The organism is Brucella ciceri, from assembly GCF_041930145.1.
Classification (GTDB): Bacteria; Pseudomonadota; Alphaproteobacteria; order Rhizobiales; family Rhizobiaceae; genus Brucella; species Brucella intermedia.
Genome location: NZ_JBHEEV010000002.1, coordinates 351,852 through 377,548, shown reverse-complemented (window position 1 = coordinate 377,548; position 25,697 = coordinate 351,852). Strand labels below are relative to the sequence as shown.

The following is a 25,697-nucleotide window of genomic DNA, read 5'->3' as shown; positions in this document are numbered from 1 at the left end:
TTTTTTCGGCCAAGATCGGGTCTCAGTCTTGACGAAAACAGCGTGCATTCTGTCCTCCATGAATGTTTCCTCCACTGAGTGTGAAAGACCAGCGTTGTGATGCGTATCCGCAGTTTTTCATATAGCGCCCTTGCCATGGCTCTCGGCTTCGCCATTGCCTGCAACAGCGCCTTTGCTTTCGATCTCAATGACGATTCAGAAAAGTCGAGAAGCCCGTTTGAACTCTTCAAGTTCGGCTTCTCCGCCTACAAGAATGGTCATAAGGACGAAGCAATCAAGGCGCTGCGCTATGCTGCGGATCGCGGTCATCAGGGCGCCAAGTGGAAACTGGCACGCATGTATGCCGATGGCGACGGCGTGCCTGAAAACGACTACGAAGCCTACAAGATTTTTGAAAAGATCGTTCGCGAAGGTTCGGAGCCGGGTTCGGAAAACGACTCCTATGTGGCGGACGCCCTCGTGGCGCTCGCAGGCTATGTAAAGCGCGGCATCCCGGGGTCGCCGGTTAATGCCAATCCGAGCATGGCGCGCGATCTTTATGTGCAGGCTGCATCGAATTTCGGTGATTCCGCAGCCCAGTTCGAGCTTGGCAAGATGCTGCTCGATGGAGATGGCGGAGAACGCAATTCCGTCCAGGCAGCCCGCTGGTTCCAGCTTGCAGCCAAGAAAGGCAATGCCGGTGCGCAGGCCATGCTTGGAAACATGCTGTTTCAGGCCGGCAAGACCGTTCGCGGCCTTGCCATGATGACGGCGGCTTTCGAACGCTGCCCCGCCGAGGATTGCCCGTGGATACGCGATATGCAGGAACAGGCGTTCTCGATTGCCGGTGAAGCCGACCGCCGCAACGCGATTGCTCTCTCCGGCGATTACAAGGGCGATTTCTGATCGTCTTTGATTTGGGTCTTCTCAGACCGCAAGCCTTATCGTAACCGGCACATGGTCGGATGGTTTTTCCCAGGCACGGACGTGCTTTTCCACGTCACTCGATATGAAGCGGTTGGCCGCTTCCGGCGACAGCATCAGATGGTCGATGCGGATGCCGTTGTTCTTCTGCCATGCACCGGCCTGATAATCCCAGAACGAGTAAATCCCGGCTTCATCCGTTGACGCACGGATTGCATCGGTGAACCCCATATTCTCCAGCCTGCGGAATGCCTGGCGCGATTGCGGCTGGAAGAGCGCATCGCCAACCCACTGGCCCGGATTTCTGGCGTCTTCCGGTTCAGGAATGACGTTATAGTCACCCGCAAGCACGAGCGGCTCTTCAAGGGCGAGGCGGTCTCTGGCCCAAAGCTCCAGCCGCTGCATCCACGAAAGCTTGTAGGGAAACTTCTCGGTGTCCACCGGATTGCCATTCGGCAGGTAAAGCGAAACGACACGGACAACACCCTTGTCGGTCGAATAGACACCCTCAATGAAGCGCGCCTGTTCATCGCTATCGTCGCCGGGAAGGCCGCGATTGATCTCATCCGGCGATTTTTTCGACAGAAGGGCTACGCCGTTGAAGCCTTTCTGGCCGTGTGTTTCCACATGATAGCCGAGCGCTTCGATTTCCAGTCGCGGAAACTGGTCATCGACCGATTTGATTTCCTGCAGACAGACAATGTCGGGGGATGACTCCTTCAGCCAGTGCAGGAGATTGTCGATGCGGGCTTTGACGCCGTTGATGTTCCAGGTCGCGATTTTCATACCGCTATGATTATGCGCTTGGGGAGGTGAGGGCAAGCAGCGTGCAATCGCGCGTCACAGCTTTTCATCGGCTGCAATTTCACTATCCGCTCATATTTCGGCGCGCGCCCCTTTGATTGGCGGTTTGGCATTCCTATCTGCTCTGGACAGGAGCCAAACAGGAGATATTCGAATGTTCGACGCCAAGAAACTTCTCGAACAGTTTCTGGGATCACAAATACCCGGTACGTCGGGAAGCGTTCGCGACAAGGCCGGGCAGGTGACCGATCTGGCAAAGAAGAACCCGCTTGCGACAGGCGCCATTGCCGCCGCCATTCTTGGCACGAAGACCGGGCGCAAGCTCGCGGGCAATGTGGCGACCGTGGGCGGCATCGCCGCCATCGCCGGTTTGGGATATCTTGCCTACAAGAATTACAAATCCGGTCAGGCGCCGCAGACGGCAGAACAGCCCGTTGCGAAGGAGCCTGAACTTCTTCCGCCGCCTCCGGCCGATTCTCCGTTTCACCCGCAATCTCCGGCAATGAGCAACAGTTTTGCGCTGACGCTTGTGCAGGCGATGATTGCCGCTGCCAAAGCCGACGGCCATATCGACGACGCCGAGCGCGCTCGCATCATGGAGAAGGTGAGGATTTCCGGTCTGGACGATGAGGCGGAAGCCTTCCTTGAAAAGGAACTTGCCGATCCGGTTGATCTCGATGTTCTGGTTTCAGCCGCGCAGACTGAGGAACAGAAGGTCGAGCTTTATACGGCTTCCCGACTTGCAATAGACCCGGATAACCGGGCCGAACGCGGATATCTGGATATGCTGGCCGGTCGTCTCGCCCTGCCGGATGCGCTGGTGGACCACATCGAGGCGACGGTCGCTTCGGTAAAGGTTTGAGGCCGGTTGTTTTCCCGCAGCGATGAAAAAACCGGCCGCCCACATGGCAGCCGGTTTTAATTTTTTCGTGGGTGCCAGTTAGATGGCGAAGCTGGTTCCGCAGCCGCAGGCCGAAGTGGCGTTCGGATTGCGGATCTGGAACGACTGTCCCATCAGATCGTCGACGAAATCGATTTCCGAACCATCCATATAGGGAACCGAAATGGAATCGATCAGCACCTTCGCGCCGAGCTTTTCGATAACGATGTCGTCGTCGGTCTGCTCGTCGACCAGATCGTACTTATAGGAGAAACCGGAACACCCGCCGCCTTCGACAGAAACGCGAAGGGCGGTCTTTCCCGGTTCCGACCCGAGAATCTTGGCGATCCGCTTTGCCGCGGAATCTGAAACGGTAATGCCTGTCATCTGCCTTGTTCCGTTTGCAAATGCGAATATCGAACCGGACGATTTCTCCAGAATTCCGATAGCCGCATACTTGCCTTCATGATTAGCTGATAGCTATGAACGCGAATAGCGGAAGTCAATGTCTGTACCGGGTCCGCACCGGTTTGTGTAATCATATTACAGTGAGGGATGCATCGCAATGTCGCTGGAAGGAATAGGCTTTGGTTATCGCGAACGCGCGCCCTATGCCTGTGATCCTGCGCGCAGCCGTGGCCGTCTGGTACCGGAGCCGGAAAGCCCGACCCGCACGCCGTTCCAGCGCGACCGCGACCGGATCATCCATTCCACTGCCTTTCGTCGCCTGAAGCACAAGACACAGGTTTTCATCGCCCATGAGGGCGATCATTACCGCACGCGTCTCACGCACACGATAGAAGTTGCCCAGATTGCCCGCGCTTTGGCCCGCGCGTTGCGGCTCGATGAAGATCTGGCCGAAGCGGTGGCGCTTGTGCATGATTTCGGTCACACGCCATTCGGCCATACGGGCGAGGAGGCGCTCAACGAGCGTATGAAAGCGTTTGGCGGCTTTGATCACAATGCGCAGTCGCTCCGAATCGTGACCAAGCTTGAGCATCGCTACGCCGATTTCGATGGCCTTAATCTCTCATGGGAGACGCTGGAAGGGCTGGTCAAGCACAACGGCCCCTTGCTGGGCGCTCATGCGACGCATCCGGATATTCCGGTTCCGCTGCCGATTCTCGATTTCAACGAACGCTATGATCTGGAATTGACGCGATTTGCCAGTCTGGAAGCGCAGTGCGCAGCCATTGCCGACGATATCGCCTACAATGCCCATGATATCGATGACGGCTTGCGGGCAGGGCTTTTGAGCCTCGATGCACTGGACGAAGTGCCGTTGACGAAACGCCTGCTCGATCTGGTGCGGACGCGTTATCCCGATCTCGACCCCGTGCGAACCGGACATGAACTGGTGCGCAGGCAGATCACGATCATGGTGGAAGACGTGATCGAGGAAGCGCAGCGCCGCCTGGCCGAGGCAAAACCGATGAGCGTGGATGCCGTGCATGACCAATCGCGCGCGCTGGTGGCATTTTCCGACGCCATGCGAACCGATGAAAAGGTGCTGAAGCGGTTTCTCTTCAAGAATCTTTATTTCCACGACAGCGTCGTGGTGCGCAGGCACGCCGCCGACAAGATATTGCAGGATCTTTTTGATGTCTGTTTCACCAACCCGTCAAACATGCCGCCCGAGTGGCAATCGGGCTGCGAGAGGCTGGATGAAGCGGCACGGGCGCGGCGGGTTGCCGACTATCTTGCCGGGATGACTGACAATTATGCCGTGCGAGAACACCGACGATTGTTTGACCGCACACCCGATTTAGCTTAATCGGGGCTAAACGAAGCGGCATTGTCGGCAAACCGGCTGGATTCCGCAGAAAATCAAGGCATTTTCGAGCCAAAAGTGCGAAGCGGTTTTGCATCGGACAATGCGACAAAACAAAGCCCGGCGTAAGCCTGACAGGACAGACCATGAATATCTTTGCAGATTTCGACGCACGTATCAAAAAGACGTTGCAAGATATTGATCTGAAACCGAAAGACGGTAGCGAACTGGACCTCTCGCGCATTGGTGTCGAGCCGCCGCGAGATGCTTCCCATGGCGATATCGCCACCAATGCTGCAATGGTGCTTTCCAAGGCTGTCGGCCAGAACCCGCGTGAACTTGCCAGCCGCATCGCCGAGGCCCTTGCCTCGGACGAAGATGTTGAAACCGTCGATGTTGCCGGTCCGGGGTTCATCAATCTGCGTCTCAAGGCCAGCTACTGGCAGCGCGAACTCGCGGCGATGCTCAACGAAGGCACGGATTTCGGCCGTTCCAAGCTCGGCTCCGGCACGAAGGTCAATGTCGAATATGTTTCGGCGAATCCGACCGGACCCATGCATGTGGGCCATTGCCGTGGCGCAGTCGTGGGCGATGTTCTGGCCAACCTGCTGAAATTTGCAGGCTATGATGTGGTCAAGGAATACTACATCAACGACGCGGGTGCGCAGATCGATGTGCTGGCGCGCTCCGTCATGGTGCGTTACCGCGAGGCGCTCGGCGAAGATATCGGCGAAATTCCGTCAGGCCTTTATCCCGGCGACTATCTCGTTCCGGTCGGCCAGGAACTTGCAAAGGAATTCGGCACCAGGCTTCTCGAAATGCCGGAAGCCGAAGCGCTTGCTCTGGTGAAGGATCGCACGATCGATGCCATGATGGCGATGATCCGCGCCGATCTCGATGCGCTCAATGTGCACCATGACGTGTTCTTCTCCGAACGCAAGCTGCATGTCGATCACGCCCGCGCGATTCGCAATGCAATCAACGACCTGACGCTCAAGGGTCATGTCTACAAGGGCAAGCTGCCGCCGCCCAAGGGCCAGCTTCCCGAGGACTGGGAAGATCGCGAGCAGACCTTGTTCCGTTCGACCGAAGTGGGTGACGACATTGACCGTCCGCTGATGAAATCTGACGGTGCTTTCACTTACTTTGCCGGCGACGTTGCCTATTTCAAGGACAAATACGACCGCGGCTTCAACGAGATGATTTATGTGCTGGGCGCCGATCACGGCGGCTACGTCAAGCGTCTGGAAGCGGTTGCAAGGGCTGTTTCCGACGGCAAGGCGAAGCTGACGGTGCTGCTCTGCCAACTTGTCAAGCTTTTCCGCGACGGTGAGCCTGTGCGCATGTCGAAGCGGGCAGGCGAGTTCATCACGCTGCGCGACGTGGTGGACGAAGTGGGCCGCGATCCGGTCCGTTTCATGATGCTTTACCGGAAGAACGACGCGCCGCTGGACTTCGATTTTGCCAAGGTGACGGAACAGTCGAAGGACAATCCGGTCTTCTACGTGCAGTATGCTTCCGCGCGTTGCCATTCTGTTTTCCGTCAGGCAGCCGATCAGCTCGGGCTGGCCGATCTCGACCGGGTCGGCATGGCTGCGAATTTCACCAAGCTTACCGATGAAAGCGAAATCGCGCTCGTTCGCAAGCTCGCGGAATATCCGCGCCTGATCGAGGCTGCGGCCATTCATCAGGAGCCGCACCGGCTTGCTTTCTACCTCTATGACCTCGCCAGCGCGTTCCATTCGCAATGGAATAGAGGCACGGAGAACCCGGACTTACGTTTTATTAAGGTTAACGATCCAGACTTGTCGCTAGCCAGGCTAGGGCTGGTACAGGTTGTTTCCGATGTGCTGACCTCCGGATTGACGATAATCGGTGCGGATGCTCCAACGGAAATGCGCTAGAGTATAGTTTGGAAGGTGAAGACCTTTTGAGACGGATTATACTCGAAGAATGGTCTCCGCAGTCTGCGGGCCGGAATATGCGGCTCGAGATGATTCCGGAGACCAGGCGACTGTCATGAAGCTTTTCAGGTCGAAAGACTGATTGAAGGCAAAAGTTGGCAAGTCGAACGGGTGGAAGGCCATAATGAACGCAAGTCATTGGTCTTCCTTCTGGCGCAGGAAACTTCCGTCAACTTTTGCCCACATTGCCTCGCTAAAAAAGCAATGTATGGAGACGTCTTGCGGCGTCCAGGGTTTGAGTTAGGAACACGCTATGACGGACAGCAGTGCAAATCCCCGTAATTACGGCGAGCGTCCGTTGCACGAAGACGACCCGCTGATGGAACTGTCGCGGATCATGGACTTCGGCACGCCTGCTGATGACAACGTCGCTTGGAATGAGCGCCGCCCCACTCAGTTTGGGAATACTCATTTCGAGGACAGAACCGATCCCGGCTTTGATCCCTCTCTGGATCTGGAACGCGAGCTGCTCGGCGATTTCAGCGATTATTCCCAGCCTGTGGACCAGTCGCAGTTCGCAGCCGCATTGGCGCACGATGATTCTCATCAGTCTGGCGCACCTCTGATACATGAGGAAGAACTTGCTTCCGCTCTGGAAGACGAGCTCGATCTTCAGATGGATGAGGATGAGCTGGCTCCTGAAGCGGAAACCCCTTCCTTCGAGACGCTTGAGTTTGAGGAAGCCGATCGCACCGAGCCCGTGCCGCAATTCGACTATAACGACTATTCGGCTGCTCGCGATTCGAACGCGGATGAATTCACCGCGCCGTCTTCCGTGTATGGTCGCAGGGAAACTATCGAGCCCCTTCATATCGATCAGACCGATTACGATCCGACGATCTATCAGCCAGCCATTGAGCCGCATGAAGAGGCTTACCAGTCGGCACGTCACCATGACTGGAATGTTCAGGCTGTCGAGCCCGAACAGCCGTCCTATGCTGCAGTTTCCGCGCCGGTTTCGCTTGAAGACGAACTGGAAAATCTTCTGTTTGGCGACGAGCCGCAGCCCGCATCCCCTGAGCTTGCATCGCATGACGAGACTTATTTCTCGCATGTTGCGCCCGCCGAATCGCCGGATGTCCATCACGATGTCGCACCGGTGCAGAATTCTGGATATCAGGATGCGCCTGAGCTGGACGACTTTCATTTCGATGATCTGCAACTCGACGAGCCGGCCCATGACGACGTAGCGGAAGCCGTCGCGCCGTCGGAGCAGGGATACGACTACACGCCGCAGGCAACTCCTTCCGCATACCCGTATTATACCCGGAGCAATTTCGCTTCGGGAGTTGCAGGGCAGGATGCGGTAGCAAGGGCGCCGCAGGCCGACTACGCGCCCGCAGTGGAATCGGCATCATCTGTCGACAACGAAGACGATTTCTCCTTCGACGACGATTTTTCTTTCGATGCCGAGGAAGGCGCGGCTCCAATTGCTGCCGAGGGAACCGACGACGATCTGTCGGAACTGGATGAAATCAGCCTCTCGGAAGATGATTTCGGCTTCGAGCCATCGGGCGACGTTTCCAGGCTGCCGGACGAGAACGCTTTCACCGAAGAGGATTTCTTCACCGAAGATGATCTTGATCTGAGCGCGGAGCCGGAAGCGGAAGCAACGGCTTATGCGCATGCTGTGCGTTCGGATGATGATTACCGGGCTTCACCAGCTCCGTTCTCGCCGTTCGGGACGGCTCACGGGGCTGCGGTCAGCGCACCTGCGCCGGAAGTTGAAACGCTGAGCGTGGCCGAAGAAAAGGTCGAGCAGACGCATTCCCTAGATCTGCCGGAAATCAATTACGGCGAAGAAGAAAACAATGCCGGACTGACGGATCTAGAAGCGGAATTCGCAGAGGTCTTCAATACGGTTGGCGTCGATGAAGCGGCGAAATCCGATGCACAGAGCGAAGCTGACAGGGCTTTCGAGGACATATTCCGCGAAAGCGCCTCCAGCTATCTGCCGGATTCCGGCGCGGGCCTTGGCGCCGCGGTGGGTGCTGCCGCGTTGGGCGTTGGCGCTGCCACGGCTGCGGGGGCATATGGCCGCTCGCAGGCGACGACGCAGGCTCCGGCGCAGCCCTCCGGCCAGTTGGGCAATGAGGACGATTTCTACAATCATTGGGCCGCTCAGGGCGCACAGCCGCTCGAAGCTGGCGACTATGGCGAACGCGCCGCGATGCAGGCCGAAGATGACCTTGGCAGCGCTGCCGAAGCCTATCGCAATCGCCCGGTTCGCGGTCGTCGCGGCCTTATCCTGGCAAGCGTGGCCGGTGTGGCCGTGCTGCTTGGCGGGATCGGCTACCATTTCCTCGGCGGCAGCGGTTCCGGTGAACCGGTCGTGATTCGCGCCGACAATCAGCCGATCAAGATGCAGCCGGAGAATCCGGGCGGTGCGACGGTTCCGAACCAGGACAAGGCGGTTTATGATCGCGTTGCCGGTACGTTGCCGAACAATCCGGAACAAAAGTCGCTGATCACGTCCGGCGAAGAGCCCGTCGATATTTCGGGCACGGACGACAGCGAGAACATGGTGGACAACACCCCTGACGAGCAGCCGGTTGCGAATAATACTCCGGCCGTGAATCAGGACAGCAACCGCAATGCGCCGCTGGTTCAGCCGCGCGAAGTGGAAACCATGATCGTGCGGCCGGATGGCTCCATCGTTCAGCCTTCTTCGGCGCCGGAAGAAACCGCTTCGCAAATGCCTCCGGCAAACAGCGCGCAGCCCGCAGCGCCTGCTGGTGGCGACGAAATCGCCGCGCTTGCAGCAGGCAATGCGCCTGTAACACCCGCCGCTCAGTCCCAGACACAGACACAGGCACCGGCTCCGCAGCCACAGCCTGCGGCGGAAGCTCCGCGTCTTCCCGTCCGTGCTCCGGTGGTGCCGTCGCGGCCTGCTGAACAGCCGGTCAATATCGTCGGCAACGTGCCGCAGCGTACGCAGGCCCCGGCTGCTGCCAACCCGGCTCCCGCACCGGCTGCGCCGCAGGTTGCATCGGCGGCAGGTGCAGGCGGTTACTTCATCCAGATCGCTTCGCAGCCATCGGCTGAACTGGCCCAGAAGTCCTATGCGAACATGGCCCAGAAGTTTGGCAGCGTGATCGGCGGTCGCAGCGTGGACATCAAGCGGGCCGACATTCCGGGCAAGGGCACTTACTATCGTGTCCGCGTTCAGGGCGGCACGAAGGAAGATGCATCCGCGCTGTGCGCACGTCTCAAATCCGCTGGCGGCAGCTGCTTCGTCACGCAGTGATCGATCAGGCACTGAATATCAAAAGGGCGGCTTAGGTCGCCCTTTTTCATGGTCCACTACCAAGCCCCGATTTTTTCGGTTAAACCGGGGCAGGGTTGTTCGAGTACAGCATTTCCAGACAATTTTGGGGAAGAGCGCATGAAAGACTGCAAGGCATGGATTGCCGGTGTGTCGGGAACGAAACTGACGGAAGACGAGATCGCGTTCTTCCGTGATGAAAGGCCCTGGGGCTTCATTCTTTTTGCTCGCAATGTCGAAAGTCTGGAACAGGTTTCCGAGCTGACGGCGCATATGCGTGACCTGACGGGACGCGACCAGACCCCTGTTTTCATCGATCAGGAAGGTGGCCGCGTGCAGCGCCTCCGCCCGCCGCTTGTGCCGAACTACCCCTCAGCCTCGGAAGTGGGCGCGATTTACGCGCGCGACCGCGAGGCGGGCCTGCGTGCTGCATGGCTTCATGCCCGCCTGCATGCATTCGACTTGCTCAGGGTCGGCGTCAATGTGGATTGCCTGCCGGTGCTGGACGTGCCTGTGGAAGGCGCGCATGACGTCATCGGCGCACGCGCCTATTCCAAGAATCCGCATGCGGTAGCCGAAATGGGCCGGGCCGCTGCGGAAGGCTTGCTGGCTGGCGGAATGCTGCCTGTGGTCAAGCATATGCCCGGACATGGCCGTGCATTTGCCGACACGCACAAGGAACTCGCCCGCGTCACCGTTCCTCTCAACGAACTGGTCGCACATGATTTCGTGCCGTTCAAGGCGCTCAACGACCTGCCGATGGCAATGACGGCTCACGTCGTTTTCGATTGCATCGACCCGCAACGCCCATCGACACTGTCGCCAACCGTCATCAACACCATCATTCGCGATGTGATCCAGTTCGACGGACTTGTCATGAGCGACGACATTTCCATGAAGGCGCTCTCGGGCAGCCTCGGCGACATTGCGGACGGCATCATCGGGGCGGGCTGCGATGTGGTTCTCTATTGCGCAGGCGTGATGGAAGAACTGAAGGAAGTTGCAGCGCGCGTGCCGGTTCTTGAAGGCAAGGCAAAGCGCCGCGCCGACCTGGCTGAAGTCTACGCGGGCGACCCCGATCTTTCCGACGAGGAAGAACTGCGTGCGGAATTCAGCGCCATGTTCGAACTGATAGCGTAATCGTCAAAACTTGGTAAACTGACATCATCGGCGGATTGATCTGCCGGTGAACCTTATCGGCAGGGAAACGGGCTTGGCAGCATCGGGAGCAGACACAGACGGCAAAGACGGCACGCTCGTGCCGATGGATGCGCTGTGGCAGGGCGACACCGAACGCAGCGAAAGCGAACCGTCGCTGCTCATCGATGTGCAGGGATTTGAAGGACCGCTCGATCTGCTGCTCCATCTCGCACGGAGCCAGCGTGTCGATCTCGCCCGTATTTCCGTTCTGGCGCTTGCCGAGCAGTATCTGGTGTTCGTGGAGCAGGCGCGCGCCTTGCGCCTTGAACTTGCTGCCGATTATCTCGTCATGGCTGCCTGGCTTGCCTATCTCAAGTCGAAGCTGCTGATCCCGAAGCAGCAGGGGGATGACGGGGCGACCGGTGAAGAACTGGCCGCTTCGCTGCATTATCGTTTGAAGCGACTTGAAGCCATGCGCGACGCGGCGGCCAAGCTCGTCAACCGCAACCGGCTGGGGCGGGACGTCTTTGCGCGCGGCATGCCGGAAATGGTGATGGTCGACAGGACCAGCCAGTTTTCTGGAACGCTGTACGACCTTCTTACCGCCTATGCTTCCCAACGGCAGCGGCAGGCGGTTTCACAGGTGCAGATCGCCAAGCGGGCTGTCTGGTCGCTGAAGGAAGCGCGCGTGGCGCTTGTGCGCCTGATGGGATCGGTGGGGGACTGGATATCGCTGGATCGCTTCCTGATCGATTATGCCCTTTCACCGCGCGAAAGGGCTTCGGCACTTGCCAGTTCCTTCGCCGCCAGTCTCGAACTTGTGCGCGAAGGGAAGCTGGAAGTAAGGCAGAACGCTCCTTTCGAGCCGATCTATATAAGGGCGACGGGCGACCTGAGCGAATTGGATGAGGATGAGGATGTCTGAGGCGGAACGTCGAAATCTGGCTGAAATCGATAGCGACGACGATCAGATCGAAACGGAGGTTTCTGTCTCGACGCAGGGGCTGGCCGAGCTTGCGCGCATTGTCGAGGCGATTGTCTTTGCGTCTTCGGAACCCGTTTCCGAACGCGCACTGGCGGAGCGTCTGCCCGCCAATGTGGACATTGCCCCGGTTTTGAAGCATCTGCAGAAGATATATGAAACGCGCGGCGTGCATCTGGTTCAGGTGGGCGGCGCATGGGCGTTTCGCACCGCTCCGGATCTCGCCTTTCTCATGAGCCGCGAAGCCGTGCAGCAGCGCAAGCTCTCGCGCGCTGCGATGGAAGTGCTGGCCATCATCGCCTATCATCAGCCCGTCACGCGCGCCGAGCTGGAAGACATTCGCGGTGTCGAGACCTCGAAGGGTACGCTTGACGTTTTGATGGAGACCGGCTGGATCAAGTTGCGCGGACGCCGCCGCACGCCCGGTCGCCCGGTCACCTATGGGACGACGGATGCGTTTCTCGACCATTTTGGCCTTCCGGAGATCCGCGATCTGCCGGGATTGGAGGAATTGCGCGGGGCAGGGCTCCTCTCTGCGCGCATGCCGTCGAGTTTCGCCGTCCCCGTGCCGAACATCGACCCGGATGAACTGACGGAAGACGAAGAGCCGCTTGAAGATATCGATCTGGAAAGCCTTGGCTTGCTCGCCCCACGCGGTGAATAGTCCCAGTCTGGCCTTTGCAGCCAATTTTATTTGTCGCAAAGCCGTTCACCGTCACACTTCTGTTTGAAAGATTTGTTGAAAGCGCTTAAATCGTAACTGGCATTGCAGGAACATGCCGCGCTCGCGGCAATGAGAGGAATAAAATGGGTAGCTTTTCCATCTGGCACTGGCTGATCGTCCTGGCGGTTGTGCTTCTTCTGTTCGGCCGCGGCAAGATTCCCGAGCTGATGGGCGATGTTGCCAAGGGCATCAAGAACTTCAAGCAGGGCATGTCCGACGAAGACGCCAAGGATGAAGCCAGGGATTCAGGTCGTACGATCGACGCCAAGGCTGACGAAACCGTCAACGACGTCAAGAAAACCACCAAGTCCTGATCTGACGGATAAAGCATGCTGCGTGCGGGAAAGCGCGCGCAGCATATTTTGCCATTTAAAAGTGCGGTTTTCCGCCGAAAGACGGGACGCGCGCGCGAATTGCGCGGGGTATCAAGAATATGTTCGACATCGGTTGGTCTGAACTTCTGATTATTGCGATCGTGATGATCGTGGTGGTCGGTCCCAAGGATTTGCCGAAGATGCTGAGGGCATTTGGCAAGGCAACCGCGCGCATGCGCGCTACCGCCAACGAGTTCAAGCAGCAGTTCGACGAAGCCTTGAAAGAGGCCGAGCTTGAGGACGTCAAGAACATCATCGACGAGACCCGCAAGCTGGACCCGCGCTCGAAGATCACGCAGGTGTTCGATCCGATTCGCAGCGCCGGTGATGATTTGCGCGCAGGCCTTCAGTCCACGACTTCCATGTCTCCGGCTACGCCTGAAAAAGTCGCTGAAGTGACCACGCCGGTTGATGCCGGTGGCGCACCGGTTCCGCCTGCTGTGGAGCCAGCCGCGGAAAAAGCCGTAGCGCCGAAGAAAACCACCCGCAAGGCTGCACCGAAGGCAGAGAACAAAGCGACCGAAGCCAGGACAGCCAAAGCGAAAGCGGCCCCGAAGGCGGTTTCCGCCGCAAAGCCTGCTGCCAAAAAGCCCGCAGCGGCGAAACCGGAAACTGCAAAGGCTACTGCCGCGCCTGCCAAAAAGACCACGAAGAAGACAGGAACCAAAGCGTGAAACGCGACGAGGACGAAATCGAACAGAGCGCAGCGCCTCTGCTTGAGCACCTGATCGAACTGCGCCGCCGCCTGATCTGGGCAATTCTGGCATTTTTCGTGGCATTTGTTTTCTGTTTCGCTTTCGCCAAACAGCTCTTCAACCTGCTTGTCGTGCCCTATCAGTGGGCGCTCGACTGGGCGGGCATGGACCGCTCGAAGGCAGAACTGATCTATACTGCGCCACAGGAATTCTTCTTCACACAGGTGAAGGTCGCAATGTTCGGGGGCATCGTGCTGGCATTTCCGATCATTGCCGCGCAGATTTACAAGTTTGTTGCGCCGGGCCTCTACAAGCATGAACGCATGGCGTTCCTGCCATTCCTGATTGCTTCGCCGATCCTGTTTTTGATGGGCGGCGCACTCGTCTATTTCTTCTTCACGCCGATGGTGATGTGGTTCTTCCTCGCCATGCAGCAGACCGGCGGCAGCGGCGAAGTGCAGATTTCACTCCTGCCGAAAGTATCGGAATATCTGAGCCTCATCATGACGCTCATCTTTGCGTTTGGTCTCGTCTTCCAGCTGCCGGTCGTGACCAGCCTGATGGCGCGCGTCGGGCTGGTGACTTCGGCGGGTCTCAAAGACAAGCGCAAATACGCAATCGTCATCGCTTTCATCGTCGCGGCTGTGCTGACACCGCCTGATCCGGCGAGCCAGATCGGCCTTGCCTTGCCGACGATCCTTCTCTACGAGATTTCAATCATCGTGGCTCGCATGATCGAGAAGAAGCGGGATGAGGCACAGGAAGCTTCCGACGCCGAGAACAACGCTTCATCATCCTGATTTGTCACGTTGATTCTGTGAGGTCGCAGGTTGTGCGGCCTCGCTCCTGTTCAATTTCACGAAACGGCTTTTCCCATGCTCGACATCAAATGGATACGCGAAAACCCTGAAACCCTCGACAAAGCGCTCGCCAAGCGTGGGGCTCAGTCGCTGTCGTCCGAACTGATGGCGCTGGACGAGAAACGCCGCGAATATGTCGGCAAGGTTCAGGCCGCGCAGGAGCGTCGCAACGCCGCCTCGAAGAAAATCGGCAAGGCCATGGCTGCGAAGGATGCAGCAACGGCTGACAAGCTGAAGGCGGAAGTTGCCGAGTTGAAGGATTTCCTTGCTCAGGCCGAAGACGAGGAACGTCGCCTGACCAGGGAGTTGAACGACGCGCTGTCGTCCATCCCCAATGTTCCGCTCGAAGACGTGCCGCTCGGCAAGGATGAAAGCGACAATGTCGAAATCCGCCGCATCGGCAACCAGCGCAATTTCGCCTTCCAGCCGAAGGAACATTTCGAGTTGGGCGAGGCGCTCGGCTACATGGATTTCGAGCGCGCTGCGAAGCTCGCAGGTTCGCGCTTCACGGTGCTGAAAGGGCCGCTTGCGCGTCTGGAACGGGCGCTCGGTCAGTTCATGCTCGATCTCCACACGACAGAGCACGGCTACACCGAAACGATGCCGCCGCTGATGGTGCGCGACGAAGCTGTCTATGGAACCGGTCAGCTGCCAAAATTCTCGGAAGACCTTTTCCGCACCACGGATGGCCGCTGGCTCATTCCGACCGCCGAAGTTCCGCTGACCAATCTGGTCGCCGACGAAATCGTTGACGCGAAGTCGCTTCCCCAGCGTTATACGGCGCTGACGCCATGCTTCCGCTCGGAAGCGGGCTCCGCTGGCCGCGACACGCGCGGCATGCTGCGCCAGCATCAGTTCCTGAAAGTGGAAATGGTGTCGATCACCGATGCCGACACCTCGATCGAAGAACACGAGCGCATGACTGCCTGTGCCGAGGAAGTGCTGAAGCGCCTCGGTCTGCCGTTCCGTACAGTCGTGCTCTGCACCGGCGACATGGGCTTCGGCGCGCAGAAGACCTATGACATCGAAGTGTGGCTGCCCGGCCAGAACACCTATCGCGAAATCTCCAGCTGCTCGGTCTGCGGCGATTTCCAGGGCCGTCGCATGAATGCCCGCTATCGTCCGGAAGGCGAAAAGTCGACCCGTTTCGTGCATACGCTGAACGGTTCGGGTGTCGCCGTCGGTCGTGCGCTTATCGCCGTGATGGAAAATTATCAGGAAGAAGACGGCAGCATTCATATTCCTGAAGCATTGCAGCCATACATGGGCGGCCTCACGCGGATCGAGAAAGCTGCGTGAATCAGAATCATTGATAGATGAAGGAGTGACGACGTGCGAATTCTGCTGACGAACGATGATGGTATCCACGCTGAAGGCCTCGCAGTTCTGGAGCGGATCGCACGCAAGCTTTCCGACGATGTTTGGGTCGTCGCTCCCGAAACCGATCAGAGCGGCCTCGCGCATTCGCTGACACTGTCGGAGCCGCTCCGTCTCCGGCAGATCGATGATCGCCATTTCGCATTGCGCGGCACGCCGACCGATTGCGTCATCATGGGCGTGCGCCACGTGCTGCCGGGCGCGCCCGATCTCGTCCTCTCCGGCGTCAATTCCGGTGCGAACATGGCCGACGACGTAACCTATTCGGGTACGGTTGCCGGTGCGATGGAAGGAACCTTGCTGGGTGTACGCGCCATCGCGCTGTCGCAGGAATATGAATATGAAGGCGATCGCCGTATCGTTCCGTGGGAAACGGCAGAAGCTCACGCGCCGGACCTTATCAAAAAGCTGATGGAGGCCGGCTGGCCGGAGGGGGTTCTCCTGAACCTGAATTTCCCCAATTGCGGGCCGGAGGAAGTGCAGGGCGTACGCGTCACGGCGCAAGGCAAGCTCAGCCACGATGCGCGCCTCGATGAGCGCCGCGACGGACGCGGCTTCCCTTATTTCTGGCTGCACTTCGGCCGCGGCAAGGCGCCCGTGGCCGACGACAGCGACATAGCGGCCATTCGTTCCGATTGCATTTCGGTCACCCCGTTGCACCTTGATCTGACCGCGCATAAGGTTCGGGCAGAATTGAGTGCAGCACTTGGGGTTGAAGCATGAGGCAGGCAGCGTCTGAGCGCCCACGGCTTTCGGACAGGGAAGGATTTGCATCCTTCGTCATGCGGATGCGCGGATACGGTATTGACGATCCGCGTCTCTTCGCAGCCATTGAGGCCACGCCCCGCCAGAGTTTTCTGGCCTCCGCATGGTCTCATCTCGCCTACAGCCCCCGCACTGCGCCGCTCGACTGCGGCGAGTACATGGAGGGCATCGATGAGCAGGCCCGCGCCATTGCTGCGCTGAAATTGGAGCCCGGTCATCGGGTTCTGGAAATCGGAACAGGCTCCGGTTTCACGGCGGCTGTCATGTCTTCGCTTTCCGGTCGTGTCACGACCGTCGAACGCTACCGCAAGCTTTGCGACCACGCCTTGCAGCAATTCGTGTCGCTGAAGCGTGAAAACATCATGGTCAAGCATGCCGATGGTCGTCATGGAATGCCGGGCGGTCCGTTTGATCGTATCCTGATCTGGCTCGCTTTCGACGAGGTGCCGCGTCACTTCGTTGATCTGCTGGCGACGCATGGGGTGCTGATTGCCCCCATCGGTCCGGGCGATGGCCCGCAGGTCATGACGCGCATCGCCAAGGTTGGCAGCCGATTCGAGCAGGAGGACCTGATGGCGGTTCGCTACCAGCCTTTTATCGAAGGCGTATCGTCGGTTCTGTGACCGACACGCATTGATTCGTCAAAAAGAAGGCTCTTTGGCTCTTTCCGGCCTCGTCGGGGAGGGCATCCCGTCGCTTTGTGCGCTTATGGTATTTAATTGGTGAATCTTTTTTCGAAGATTTGTCGTTCTTAACCAGAGAGTAACATTAACGCGTTTTAATCACCTTACTGAGTTTCGAGTATGGGCGAGTTGAACATGCGTTTACAAATTTTGCAGCACACGTCTGAACGTCTCCTGCGGAATGTCGCGATCGTTCTGATTGCCGGTTTTGGTGCCGGGTGCAGTGCCGATACGATGCGCTTCACTGATGGTATCAGTACGGGCTCTACGTCCAGTCAGCGTGTCGCACAGCAGCCGGCTGGCGATCTTTATGCATCCGCGGCTCCTGTAGCTCCCGCTTCCAGCGGTTCGGTCCAGCGCAATTCGCTGCCGCCGGTGACGTCGGCGCCAATGGCTGCGCCTGTCGCGGCAGCGCGCCAGTCCGTTCAGGCTCCGGTTGCAGCGGCATCCAATCACATCCAGAACCAAGTGGGGCAGGCACAGGACATGGCCGCAAACCGTGTAAACAACACGGTCAACGCAGCCGAAACCAAGGTTGCCAGCGCAGCCACTGCTACGCGCAATACCGTGAACGGCGCGCAGGAAAAGGTTCTGGGTCAGCTTCCAGCTGCTCCGGCTGCACCACGACCGACGGATAACAATATCGCGGTCGTGCCGCAGGCGCCCGCCGTCAACGGCAAGAAGCCTTCGGCAACCGACATGGCCTCGGCGGGGGCAAATGCTACCACACCGCCAGCGCCGAATGGCACCTATACTGTTAAGAGCGGCGATTCACTCTTCTCCATCGCGCAGAAGCACAATGTGCCTGTCGAGCAGTTGAAGAAGGCCAACGGACTGTCGAACGGCGCCATCCGCGTCGGTCAGGCCCTCGTAATTCCATCTGCCGCAGCAGGAAACGCGACACAGGTTGCAGCTGTTTCGCAGCCGCCGGAAAACCCGGCCAAGGCTGCTGCTGCGCCAGCCGCCAATGCCGATGTCAAGCCTTACACGCCGCCGCAGGCGAGCAACAAGGTGATCGAGGATGCCGAGAAGGATCAGGCGGCAGCGCCTTCCTCAACCGGAATTTCCCAGATGCGCTGGCCCGTCCGTGGCCGTATTCTGGCAAGCTTCGGCCAGCGTGACGGCACGTCGGTGAGCGACGGCATCGACATCATGGTTCCGGAAGGAACTTCGGTGAAGGCTGCCGAAAACGGCGTCGTCATCTATGCCGGTGATGGCCTCAAGGAGTTCGGCCAGACGGTTCTGATCCGCCACGACAACGGCCTTGTCACCGTTTACGGTCACAACAGCCAGATACTGGTTCAGCGCGGACAGAAAGTCCGTCGCGGCGAAGAAGTGGCAAAGTCGGGCATGAGCGGCAACGCGAAATCTCCGAAGCTGCACTTCGAGGTGCGCAAGAATTCCGCTCCGGTCAATCCAAGCAAATATCTGGAATCCTGATCGAGAAGACGGTTCCTGAAGCGCGGTGACAGTTCAACTTGAGAACCTCCCGCTTTATACACCACCGAGATAAAAAAGAAGGCGGGCCCCAAGGCCCGCCTTTCTTGTCATGGGGGTATCGTGGTTTCACATCGCTATGCCGAGGCGACCCGCCAGATCCTGTATATATTGCCATGCAACACGGCCCGAGCGGTTTCCGCGTGTGGTGGACCATTCCAGCGCTTCGGCGTGCATCTTTTCGGGATCGTAAGCCAGCTTGAAATAGGCCGCATAGCCATCGACCATGGCGAGATAATCGTCCTGGCTGCACTTATGGAAACCGAGCCAGAGACCGAAGCGGTCTGACAGAGAAACCTTTTCTTCAATGGCCTCCGAAGGGTTGATCGCCGTCGAGCGCTCATTGTCGATCATGTCGCGCGGCATCAGGTGGCGCCGGTTCGAGGTCGCATAGAAGATCACATTGGCTGGACGACCTTCCACGCCGCCTTCGAGCGCCGCCTTGAGCGACTTGTACGACGTGTCGTCGTGATCGAAGGAGAGGTCGTCGCAGAACAGGATGAAGCAATAGTCCGTGTCCTTGATGAGATTCATCAAGGTAGGAAGGCTATCAATATCCTCGCGGTGGATTTCGATCAGCTTGAGCGGTACCCGCTCCGGCATTTCGGCGTTGACGCTTGCCTGCGCAGCCTTGACGAGCGAGGATTTGCCCATGCCGCGCGCGCCCCAGAGCAGCACATTGTTGGCCGGGAAACCTTTTGCAAAGCGCCGGGTATTGTCCACCAGCTGGTCACGCACCAAATCTACGCCACGGATCAGCGCGATATCCACTCGGTTGACACGCTTGACCGGATCAAGGGTCAGTCGTTCCGGTGCCCAGACAAAGCAGTCTGCGGCATCGAGATCGGGTGTTTTGGCTTCCGGCGGCGCAATGCGTTCCAGAGTGGCGATCAAACGGTCCAGTTTCTGGCTGAGTATGTCTTCGGTCGTCATTTCTTGTCCCTGATGATAGGAATATGGACTTAACATGCCACAGCGGAGGCGAAAAGTGTGCGACCTTGGCACAGGCGGGGTTATCGCCGGTTGCATTTGGCGCGCTAACCATTGTAATGCCGATAATAATTTGTCTTCGAGACTTCAGAGGAGTTCCTAATGTTCGTAACACCGGCTTTCGCTCAGGCATCCGGCGGCGCTGCTGGGCCAGACATGCTCATGAGCATTCTGCCGTTCATCCTGATCTTCGTGATCATGTACTTCCTCATCATCCGCCCGCAGCGGACCCAGATGAAGAAGCGTCAGGAAATGCTGTCTCAGGTTCGTCGCGGCGATACCGTTGTCACCGGCGGCGGCATTGTCGGCAAGGTTCAGAAGGTCGTTGATGACAACGAACTCGAAGTCGAAATTGCTGAAGGCGTCCGCATCCGCGTCATGCGCAGCACCCTGATGGATGTTCGCGTGAAGGGCGAACCTGTCGCCGACAACAAGAACAAGTAATTCTTTTACGACAAGCAGGCCCCGGTAAGATTTCCATAACCGGGGCCTGTGCATTATTCGGCAAGCGCCAGAACGTGCGCGCCACGACGCCGGAGAGCGGTTCGCAACAGGTGAACTCCGGCCTGCTCTATCCAAGCTGATACGGAATTGCTGCTCTATGCTCTATTTTTCACGCTGGAAATCTGCCCTGATCTGGCTCGCGGTTCTCGTGAGCTTCATCATCGCTTCCCCCAACTTTTTCTCGCGTGAAACGCTGGCCAAACTGCCAGGCTTCCTGCCAAAGCAGCAGATCGCCCTCGGGCTGGATCTCTCCGGCGGCTCGCGCCTGGTCCTGCAAGTGCAGAATCCGGGACGAGGGGAGCTCGAGCTCACGGCGAACATCATGCGCCAGCGCCTCGAGGAACTGGGATATGGCAAGCCCTTCGTCGAAGCGGAAAACCGCAATCAGATCCGGGTCGAAGTTCCTGGCGTCTACGACGCGCAGCTTCTGAAAGACATTCTCAGCGTTCGGGGCAATTTCTCTTTCCGCGCTGTCGACAGCACGATGGGGCCGGATGACGCCATTCGTGGAACGCCGCCGGCCGACAGCGAGGTCATCTACTCTTACGACGATCCGCCCGTCGGTTACCTCGTCAAGAAACAGCCGATCCTGACCGGCGCCAATGTGACCGACGCCAAGGCGACGCTCGCGGACGACGATACGGAACCGGTCATTACGCTGACGCTGGACGATGCGGGCCGAAAGAATCTCGCCGAAGCAACCTCGCAACTGGTTGGCGGAAGCTTTGCCATCGTTGTCGATAACCAGATCGTATCCGCGCCTGCCGTGGATGAAAAGCTCGACACGAATGAGCTGCAGATTTCCGGTGCCTTCGATCTTCAGGCGGCCAACAATATGGCGGTCGTGCTGCGTTCGGGCGCGCTCCCGCAGAACGTTACGGTTCTGGAAGAGCGCACGATTGCATCCGCTCTGGGCGAAGATTACGCCAGCGCCGCAGCATTGGCCGCTTTACTGGCCGCGCTGCTCGTCGGCCTGTTCATGGTCTTGTCCTACGGCATCCTTGGTGTGATCGCGATGATCGCGCTCGCCGTCAACATCATCATCCTTACAGCCATACTCTCGCTGATCGGCGCATCGATCAGCCTTGCAAGTATCGCCGGTCTGGTGCTGACCATAGGTCTGGCTGTTGACGCTCACATCCTCATTTATGAACGTGTGCGCGAAGATCGCCGCAAGGGCTATTCCGTCGTCCAGGCAATGGAATCCGGCTTTTATCGCGCTCTTTCAACCATTATCGATGCGAACCTTACCACGCTGATTGCGGCGCTCGTCCTGTTCCTGCTCGGCTCGGGAACAGTGCATGGTTTCGCGCTGACGGTCGCGGTCGGTATCGGCACGACGCTCTTCACCACGCTCACCTTCACGCGCCTGCTGATCGCCCAATGGGTGCGCACGGCAAAGCCGAAGGAAGTGCCGAAGCGTCGCCTGAAACTGGTCCCGACGGTAACGCACATTCCCTTCATGCGTCTCCAATTCGTCACGCTTGGCATTTCGGTCCTTGCCTGCGCGATTGTTGTCGCCTTGTTCGTCAATATCGGCTTCAACTACGGCATCGATTTCCGTGGCGGCTCGATGGTCGAACTGCAGGCGCGCAGCGGCGACGCCAATCTGGAAGATATCACGGAGCGGCTTACCGAGCTCAACATCGACAGCGCGCGTGTCCTGCCGGCAAAATCTCCGCGCTCAGCGCTCGTCATCATCGGCAGTCAGGAAGTCGGCGACGATGCAGAACAAACCGTCGCTGTGAAGCTGCGCGGCGAGTTCGAGCAGGATTATTCATTCCAGCGCGTCGAAGTCGTTGGACCGACCGTTTCGGAACAGCTATCCCGCGCCGGCATTCTGGCGGTCATTCTGTCGCTGATCGGCATCTTCATTTACGTGTGGGTCCGGTTCCGCTGGCAGCTTGCGCTTGGTGCGGTGCTGTCGACCCTGCACGACGTCATCATTCTGGCGGGCATGTTCATTGTGTTCCGCATGGAATTCAATCTGTGGAGCGTCGCGGCAATCCTGACCATCATCGGCTATTCGCTGAACGATACGGTGGTGATCTATGACCGCGTGCGCGAGAACCTGCGCGTCTATAAAAGCGCGCCGCTGCCTGCCATCATCGACGCCTCGATCAACCAGACGCTGTCGCGTACCTTGCTGACGTCCTTCGTGACATTCCTCGCGCATATCCCGCTTTATGCCTTTGGCGGCGCGGATATTCGCAGTTTCGCGCTGGCATTGAGCGTGGGTATTATAGTGGCGAGCTACTCGTCGATCTTCATCGCGGCCCCTTTGCTGGTCCAGTTCGGCCTCAAGCCGCGCGGACCGAATGAGTCCAGCGATTCCATGGACGACGAACTGGCGCAATCGCTGAATTTGGAAAGCTGACAATGGCCCATGGGATAGAGATAAGAGAGGCCCATTTTCCGGGCCGCGCGCCCATTGATGCCTATGGCAATGGGGGCTTTCGCTTTGCGGAAATGTCGCATCGCGGATCGATCCTGTGTCTCCCCTCGGGAATTCACGGCTGGGAACCTGCCACGCCGCCCTTGCTGGCTAAAGCCGATCTGGAAATGATCCTGGAACAGGCATCCGATATTGAAATCCTGCTGGTAGGCACGGGCATGGATCTGCGCCGGATTCCTGAAGACGTTCGCGCCATCTTGCGCGACCATCGCATTTCTTCCGATCCCATGAGCACCGGCGCTGCCGTTCGCACCTATAATGTGCTTCTGGCCGAAGATCGTGCGGTTGCGGCGGCGCTGATTGCTGTAGATTGATACCATGAACGAGAACGAGGCACATTGCCTGGCACTGCTTCGCGAAGCTGACCGGGATCGCTACCTTTCGGTACTTTACGCGCCAGAAGACCGTCGCGGCGGTCTGGCTGCACTATACGCGTTCAATGCCGAAATCGCGCGTATTCGCGAACTGGTCCACGAACCGTTGCCGGGTGAGGTGCGCCTGCAATGGTGGCGTGATCTGATCAAGGGCGAGGCGAGGGGCAGCGCAGAAGCGCATCCCGTTGCCGCAGCCTTGATCGGAACAATCGACAAATATGAATTGCCGCGAGCAGCCTTCGACAATTACTGCGAAGCACGCATCTTTGATCTTTATGACGATCCGATGCCGAGCCGCAACGATCTGGAAGGTTATTGCGGGGAAACCGCTTCGGCGATCATCCAGCTGGCCGGTTTTATACTGGACCGGGATGCCGCGCAGGCACAGACTGAGACAACCGGCCATGCCGGCGTCGCGCAGGCCGTGACCGGTTTGCTTCGTCTCATGCCCATTCATCGGCGACGTGGGCAACTCTATGTCCCGGCGGATATGTTGCAGGCGGTGGGTGTGACCCGCGAGGTCTTCCTCGCCGGTGAAGACAAAGCGGCCACCGGACGCGTCATCAGCATCATGCTGGCCTTCGCGCGGGAGCATCTGGCGATTTTCGAGAAAAACAAGTCGCAACTGCCGAAGAGCCTTGCTCCGGCGTTTTTGCCTTTGGCGCTTGTCCCGGCCTATCTGCGAGCAATCGAGCGTCTTGGCACCGAGGCTGTGGAGAAAGTGGCGGACATTTCAGCTATTCGGAAACAATGGCTGATGTTCAGAGCCAGTTTCTAAGCATTCAAAAAGGAGAGGCTTCAGTCCATTCGAACTGAAGCCCATCGCAATATCACTCGGCCAACCCAAGCCATTGCCTACAATCAGCCAGAGCACGCGCGGAAAGCGCACGCTTCTTGGCAATTGTCTTCTCCTTGCCGCGCAGGCGCTTGCCTTCAGGCTTGGGAACATCGACAGGCGGGAACAGGCCGAAATTGACATTCATCGGCTGGAACGAACGTTTACCGGGTTCGTCATCCGCCACGATATGTCCGCCCGTAATATGCCCGAGCAGGGCACCGAATGCGGTGGTTCCCGGAGGCGGCGTCAGTGTCTGTCCAAGCTTTTCCGCAGCAGTGAAACGGCCTGCCAGCAAGCCGATCGCTGACGATTCCACATAGCCTTCGCAGCCCGTAACCTGACCGGCAAAGCGCAGTGTCTCGCGTGATTTCAGGCGAAGCGTAGCGTCGAGCAGCACGGGAGAATTCAGATAAGTGTTGCGGTGAAGGCCGCCGAGACGCGCAAATTCCGCATTTTCCAGACCCGGAATCATTTTGAAGATGCCGGTCTGAGAGCCATATTTCAGCTTCGTCTGGAAGCCGACCATGTTGTAGAGCGTGCCGAGCGCATTGTCCTGGCGAAGCTGCACGACAGCATAGGGCTTAACCGTGGGATTATGCGCATTGGTCAGGCCCATCGGCTTCATCGGGCCGTGGCGCAAGGTTTCCGGCCCGCGTTCGGCCATGACCTCGATCGGCAGGCAGCCATCGAAATAGGGTGTGCCTTCCCACTCCTTGAAGTCGGTCTTGTCGCCTTCAACCAGTGCGGCGACGAAGGCTTCATACTGCTCCTTGTCCATGGGGCAGTTGATATAGTCCTTTCCGGTGCCGCCGGGGCCAACCTTGTCATAGCGGGACTGAAACCAGCACACATCCATATTGATCGAATCAAAATGGATGATCGGCGCAATGGCATCGAAGAAGGCCAGAGCATCCGCGCCGGTTTGCGCCTGAATGGCCTCCGCCAGTGAAGGCGCGGTCAGGGGGCCGGTGGCAACGATGGTCGTGCCCCATTCCGCCGGAGGCAGGCCGGTGACTTCTTCCCGAACAATGGTAATCAGCGGATGGGCTTCAAGCCTGGCCGTGACGGCTTGCGAAAAGCCTTCGCGGTCGACGGCCAGCGCACCGCCAGCCGGAACCTGATGTGCATCGGCGCAAGCCATGATGAGCGAACCGGCGAGGCGCATCTCGGCATGAAGAACGCCGACGGCATTGGTTTCAGCATCATCCGAGCGGAATGAATTGGAACAGACCAGTTCGGCAAGCTGCTCGGTCTTGTGGGCATCGGTGCCACGCACCGGGCGCATTTCGTGCAGTATGACGGGCACGCCCGCCTGCGCGAGCTGCCATGCAGCTTCAGAACCGGCAAGGCCGCCGCCGACGACGTGAACGGGAGTAAGATCGGATGTGTTTGACATGGCCATTCCCATATCGCCTTTGCAGGGCGCCTTCAATGGAGAAGGCTGGCTAGGACGGGAAACGAGCCGCAAAAAGAAATGGCATCCGTCGCGGGAGGAGGAGCGACGGATGCCATTATGGTAAGACCGGTGTTGGGAGGAGGAGAACCGGTCTTGTTATCGCCAAACCTGGGAGGAGGATGGTTTGGCGATGAACCAAGTCTGGTGGGAGGAGGAGCCAGACTTGGAGAAATCCCTATCGGGAAAATTATGAGGCTCGTTGAATTAGCGAGCCTTGGTCTGGCGAGCCACGAACGGAATGTCCGCGCGGGAGATGCCAAGATCGTTCAGCTCACGGGTGGAGAGCTGGCTGAGTTCATTGACGGTGTCGCGGTAACGGCGCCAGTTGTTGTAAGAGCGAAGCAGGTTCATCGTGCTATTCCTTCATCGTTGAGGAACTGGAGTTCTGTTCAATTC

General features: G+C 58.5%; 24 protein-coding genes. 19 read left to right on the top strand and 5 right to left on the bottom strand.

What is annotated here, in order from left to right; genetic code table 11:
* The first annotated feature begins 99 nt into the window (after positions 1-99).
* Positions 100-885: a tetratricopeptide repeat protein gene (locus tag JNC63_RS04960; protein WP_039852538.1), complete on the top strand. Its 786-nt coding sequence runs from the start codon at positions 100-102 to the stop codon at positions 883-885.
* Positions 886-906: 21 nt separating this feature from the next.
* On the opposite strand, the gene xth is transcribed toward JNC63_RS04960, so the two are convergent.
* Positions 907-1,689 carry an exodeoxyribonuclease III gene (gene xth, locus JNC63_RS04955; protein ID WP_025091413.1) on the bottom strand — a complete coding sequence of 261 codons (783 nt, stop codon included), beginning with the start codon at positions 1,687-1,689 and terminating at the stop codon, positions 907-909.
* A 172-nt stretch (positions 1,690-1,861) separates the two neighbouring features.
* Between xth and JNC63_RS04950 the strand changes: the two genes are divergently transcribed.
* Positions 1,862-2,569, top strand: coding sequence for a tellurite resistance TerB family protein (locus tag JNC63_RS04950; protein ID WP_006471760.1), 708 nt, complete (start codon positions 1,862-1,864; stop codon positions 2,567-2,569).
* Between the two features lie 78 nt (positions 2,570-2,647).
* Here JNC63_RS04950 and erpA read toward each other — a convergent pair whose 3' ends face one another.
* On the bottom strand, positions 2,648-2,974 hold the full coding sequence (gene erpA / locus JNC63_RS04945; RefSeq protein ID WP_006471759.1) for an iron-sulfur cluster insertion protein ErpA: 327 nt from the start codon (positions 2,972-2,974) through the stop codon (positions 2,648-2,650).
* A gap of 178 nt (positions 2,975-3,152) precedes the next feature.
* Here erpA and JNC63_RS04940 point away from each other — a divergent pair, with 178 nt between their 5' ends.
* The 13 genes from JNC63_RS04940 to dipM all read left to right on the top strand — a co-directional run bounded on the left by JNC63_RS04940 (position 3,153) and on the right by dipM (position 18,627).
* On the top strand, positions 3,153-4,361 hold the full coding sequence (locus tag JNC63_RS04940) for a deoxyguanosinetriphosphate triphosphohydrolase (RefSeq protein ID WP_100652709.1): 1,209 nt from the start codon (positions 3,153-3,155) through the stop codon (positions 4,359-4,361).
* A 143-nt stretch (positions 4,362-4,504) separates the two neighbouring features.
* On the top strand, positions 4,505-6,262 hold the full coding sequence (gene argS / locus JNC63_RS04935; RefSeq protein WP_006471757.1) for an arginine--tRNA ligase: 1,758 nt from the start codon (positions 4,505-4,507) through the stop codon (positions 6,260-6,262).
* Between the two features lie 313 nt (positions 6,263-6,575).
* Positions 6,576-9,569, top strand: coding sequence for an SPOR domain-containing protein (locus JNC63_RS04930; protein ID WP_063882614.1), 2,994 nt, complete (start codon positions 6,576-6,578; stop codon positions 9,567-9,569).
* 138 nt (positions 9,570-9,707) lie between these two features.
* Positions 9,708-10,727: a beta-N-acetylhexosaminidase gene (gene nagZ, locus JNC63_RS04925; protein WP_021585052.1), complete on the top strand. Its 1,020-nt coding sequence runs from the start codon at positions 9,708-9,710 to the stop codon at positions 10,725-10,727.
* A gap of 73 nt (positions 10,728-10,800) precedes the next feature.
* Positions 10,801-11,652 (top strand): segregation and condensation protein A, encoded by an 852-nt coding sequence (locus JNC63_RS04920; protein ID WP_006471754.1) that lies wholly within the window; start codon positions 10,801-10,803, stop codon positions 11,650-11,652.
* Positions 11,645-12,373, top strand: coding sequence for an SMC-Scp complex subunit ScpB (gene scpB, locus JNC63_RS04915; RefSeq protein ID WP_006471753.1), 729 nt, complete (start codon positions 11,645-11,647; stop codon positions 12,371-12,373). Before JNC63_RS04920 ends, scpB begins: the two co-directional genes overlap by 8 nt.
* Positions 12,374-12,516: 143 nt before the next feature.
* Complete coding sequence (locus JNC63_RS04910; RefSeq protein ID WP_006466664.1) at positions 12,517-12,747, top strand: twin-arginine translocase TatA/TatE family subunit; 231 nt, start codon at positions 12,517-12,519, stop codon at positions 12,745-12,747.
* A 119-nt stretch (positions 12,748-12,866) separates the two neighbouring features.
* Positions 12,867-13,481, top strand: coding sequence for a Sec-independent protein translocase protein TatB (tatB, locus tag JNC63_RS04905; RefSeq protein WP_006471752.1), 615 nt, complete (start codon positions 12,867-12,869; stop codon positions 13,479-13,481).
* On the top strand, positions 13,478-14,302 hold the full coding sequence (gene tatC / locus JNC63_RS04900; RefSeq protein ID WP_006466666.1) for a twin-arginine translocase subunit TatC: 825 nt from the start codon (positions 13,478-13,480) through the stop codon (positions 14,300-14,302). Before tatB ends, tatC begins: the two co-directional genes overlap by 4 nt.
* Before the next feature lie 75 nt (positions 14,303-14,377).
* Positions 14,378-15,661, top strand: a complete 1,284-nt coding sequence (gene serS, locus JNC63_RS04895; protein ID WP_063882612.1) for a serine--tRNA ligase — start codon at positions 14,378-14,380, stop codon at positions 15,659-15,661.
* 33 nt (positions 15,662-15,694) lie between these two features.
* Positions 15,695-16,462 (top strand): 5'/3'-nucleotidase SurE, encoded by a 768-nt coding sequence (gene surE / locus JNC63_RS04890; protein ID WP_006466668.1) that lies wholly within the window; start codon positions 15,695-15,697, stop codon positions 16,460-16,462.
* On the top strand, positions 16,459-17,127 hold the full coding sequence (locus JNC63_RS04885; RefSeq protein ID WP_006466669.1) for a protein-L-isoaspartate(D-aspartate) O-methyltransferase: 669 nt from the start codon (positions 16,459-16,461) through the stop codon (positions 17,125-17,127). The genes surE and JNC63_RS04885 overlap by 4 nt, the downstream gene beginning before the upstream one ends.
* Positions 17,128-17,307: 180 nt before the next feature.
* Positions 17,308-18,627 carry a cell division endopeptidase DipM gene (gene dipM / locus JNC63_RS04880; RefSeq protein ID WP_036565417.1) on the top strand — a complete coding sequence of 440 codons (1,320 nt, stop codon included), beginning with the start codon at positions 17,308-17,310 and terminating at the stop codon, positions 18,625-18,627.
* Positions 18,628-18,753: 126 nt separating this feature from the next.
* Here the strand turns inward: dipM and JNC63_RS04875 are convergent, their stop codons facing one another.
* The gene (locus JNC63_RS04875; RefSeq protein ID WP_006472112.1) at positions 18,754-19,617 is read right to left on the bottom strand and encodes an ATP-binding protein; all 864 of its coding nucleotides are present in this window, start codon (positions 19,615-19,617) and stop codon (positions 18,754-18,756) included.
* 159 nt (positions 19,618-19,776) lie between these two features.
* Between JNC63_RS04875 and yajC the strand changes: the two genes are divergently transcribed.
* From yajC to JNC63_RS04855, 4 genes are all read left to right on the top strand, one after another.
* Positions 19,777-20,118: a preprotein translocase subunit YajC gene (gene yajC / locus JNC63_RS04870; RefSeq protein ID WP_006466672.1), complete on the top strand. Its 342-nt coding sequence runs from the start codon at positions 19,777-19,779 to the stop codon at positions 20,116-20,118.
* 157 nt (positions 20,119-20,275) lie between these two features.
* Positions 20,276-22,555, top strand: a complete 2,280-nt coding sequence (gene secDF, locus JNC63_RS04865; RefSeq protein ID WP_006472113.1) for a protein translocase subunit SecDF — start codon at positions 20,276-20,278, stop codon at positions 22,553-22,555.
* 2 nt (positions 22,556-22,557) lie between these two features.
* Positions 22,558-22,947 (top strand): Mth938-like domain-containing protein, encoded by a 390-nt coding sequence (locus JNC63_RS04860; RefSeq protein WP_006466673.1) that lies wholly within the window; start codon positions 22,558-22,560, stop codon positions 22,945-22,947.
* Positions 22,948-22,951: 4 nt separating this feature from the next.
* On the top strand, positions 22,952-23,785 hold the full coding sequence (locus JNC63_RS04855; protein WP_063882609.1) for a phytoene/squalene synthase family protein: 834 nt from the start codon (positions 22,952-22,954) through the stop codon (positions 23,783-23,785).
* 52 nt (positions 23,786-23,837) lie between these two features.
* Here the strand turns inward: JNC63_RS04855 and trmFO are convergent, their stop codons facing one another.
* Together trmFO and JNC63_RS04845 are read right to left on the bottom strand one after the other, a co-directional pair.
* The gene (trmFO, locus tag JNC63_RS04850) at positions 23,838-25,241 is read right to left on the bottom strand and encodes a methylenetetrahydrofolate--tRNA-(uracil(54)-C(5))-methyltransferase (FADH(2)-oxidizing) TrmFO (protein ID WP_006472116.1); all 1,404 of its coding nucleotides are present in this window, start codon (positions 25,239-25,241) and stop codon (positions 23,838-23,840) included.
* A gap of 264 nt (positions 25,242-25,505) precedes the next feature.
* Positions 25,506-25,652: a DUF1127 domain-containing protein gene (locus JNC63_RS04845; RefSeq protein ID WP_006466676.1), complete on the bottom strand. Its 147-nt coding sequence runs from the start codon at positions 25,650-25,652 to the stop codon at positions 25,506-25,508.
* Between the last annotated feature and the right edge of the window lie 45 nt (positions 25,653-25,697).

Bases quoted from the DNA above. Each gene is read 5' to 3' on its own strand.
- nagZ (WP_021585052.1), top strand. From the start codon at position 9,708: ATGAAAGACTGCAAGGCATGGATTGCCGGTGTGTCGGGAACGAAACTG.
- JNC63_RS04930 (WP_063882614.1), top strand. From the start codon at position 6,576: ATGACGGACAGCAGTGCAAATCCCCGTAATTACGGCGAGCGTCCGTTG.
- trmFO (WP_006472116.1), bottom strand. From the start codon at position 25,241: ATGTCAAACACATCCGATCTTACTCCCGTTCACGTCGTCGGCGGCGGC.
- JNC63_RS04940 (WP_100652709.1), top strand. From the start codon at position 3,153: ATGTCGCTGGAAGGAATAGGCTTTGGTTATCGCGAACGCGCGCCCTAT.
- tatB (WP_006471752.1), top strand. From the start codon at position 12,867: ATGTTCGACATCGGTTGGTCTGAACTTCTGATTATTGCGATCGTGATG.
- JNC63_RS04910 (WP_006466664.1), top strand. From the start codon at position 12,517: ATGGGTAGCTTTTCCATCTGGCACTGGCTGATCGTCCTGGCGGTTGTG.
- secDF (WP_006472113.1), top strand. From the start codon at position 20,276: ATGCTCTATTTTTCACGCTGGAAATCTGCCCTGATCTGGCTCGCGGTT.
- JNC63_RS04875 (WP_006472112.1), bottom strand. From the start codon at position 19,617: ATGACGACCGAAGACATACTCAGCCAGAAACTGGACCGTTTGATCGCC.
- JNC63_RS04860 (WP_006466673.1), top strand. From the start codon at position 22,558: ATGGCCCATGGGATAGAGATAAGAGAGGCCCATTTTCCGGGCCGCGCG.
- erpA (WP_006471759.1), bottom strand. From the start codon at position 2,974: ATGACAGGCATTACCGTTTCAGATTCCGCGGCAAAGCGGATCGCCAAG.
- yajC (WP_006466672.1), top strand. From the start codon at position 19,777: ATGTTCGTAACACCGGCTTTCGCTCAGGCATCCGGCGGCGCTGCTGGG.
- dipM (WP_036565417.1), top strand. From the start codon at position 17,308: ATGGGCGAGTTGAACATGCGTTTACAAATTTTGCAGCACACGTCTGAA.
- JNC63_RS04885 (WP_006466669.1), top strand. From the start codon at position 16,459: ATGAGGCAGGCAGCGTCTGAGCGCCCACGGCTTTCGGACAGGGAAGGA.
- scpB (WP_006471753.1), top strand. From the start codon at position 11,645: ATGTCTGAGGCGGAACGTCGAAATCTGGCTGAAATCGATAGCGACGAC.
- JNC63_RS04950 (WP_006471760.1), top strand. From the start codon at position 1,862: ATGTTCGACGCCAAGAAACTTCTCGAACAGTTTCTGGGATCACAAATA.
- JNC63_RS04960 (WP_039852538.1), top strand. From the start codon at position 100: ATGCGTATCCGCAGTTTTTCATATAGCGCCCTTGCCATGGCTCTCGGC.
- JNC63_RS04855 (WP_063882609.1), top strand. From the start codon at position 22,952: ATGAACGAGAACGAGGCACATTGCCTGGCACTGCTTCGCGAAGCTGAC.
- JNC63_RS04845 (WP_006466676.1), bottom strand. From the start codon at position 25,652: ATGAACCTGCTTCGCTCTTACAACAACTGGCGCCGTTACCGCGACACC.
- serS (WP_063882612.1), top strand. From the start codon at position 14,378: ATGCTCGACATCAAATGGATACGCGAAAACCCTGAAACCCTCGACAAA.
- xth (WP_025091413.1), bottom strand. From the start codon at position 1,689: ATGAAAATCGCGACCTGGAACATCAACGGCGTCAAAGCCCGCATCGAC.
- argS (WP_006471757.1), top strand. From the start codon at position 4,505: ATGAATATCTTTGCAGATTTCGACGCACGTATCAAAAAGACGTTGCAA.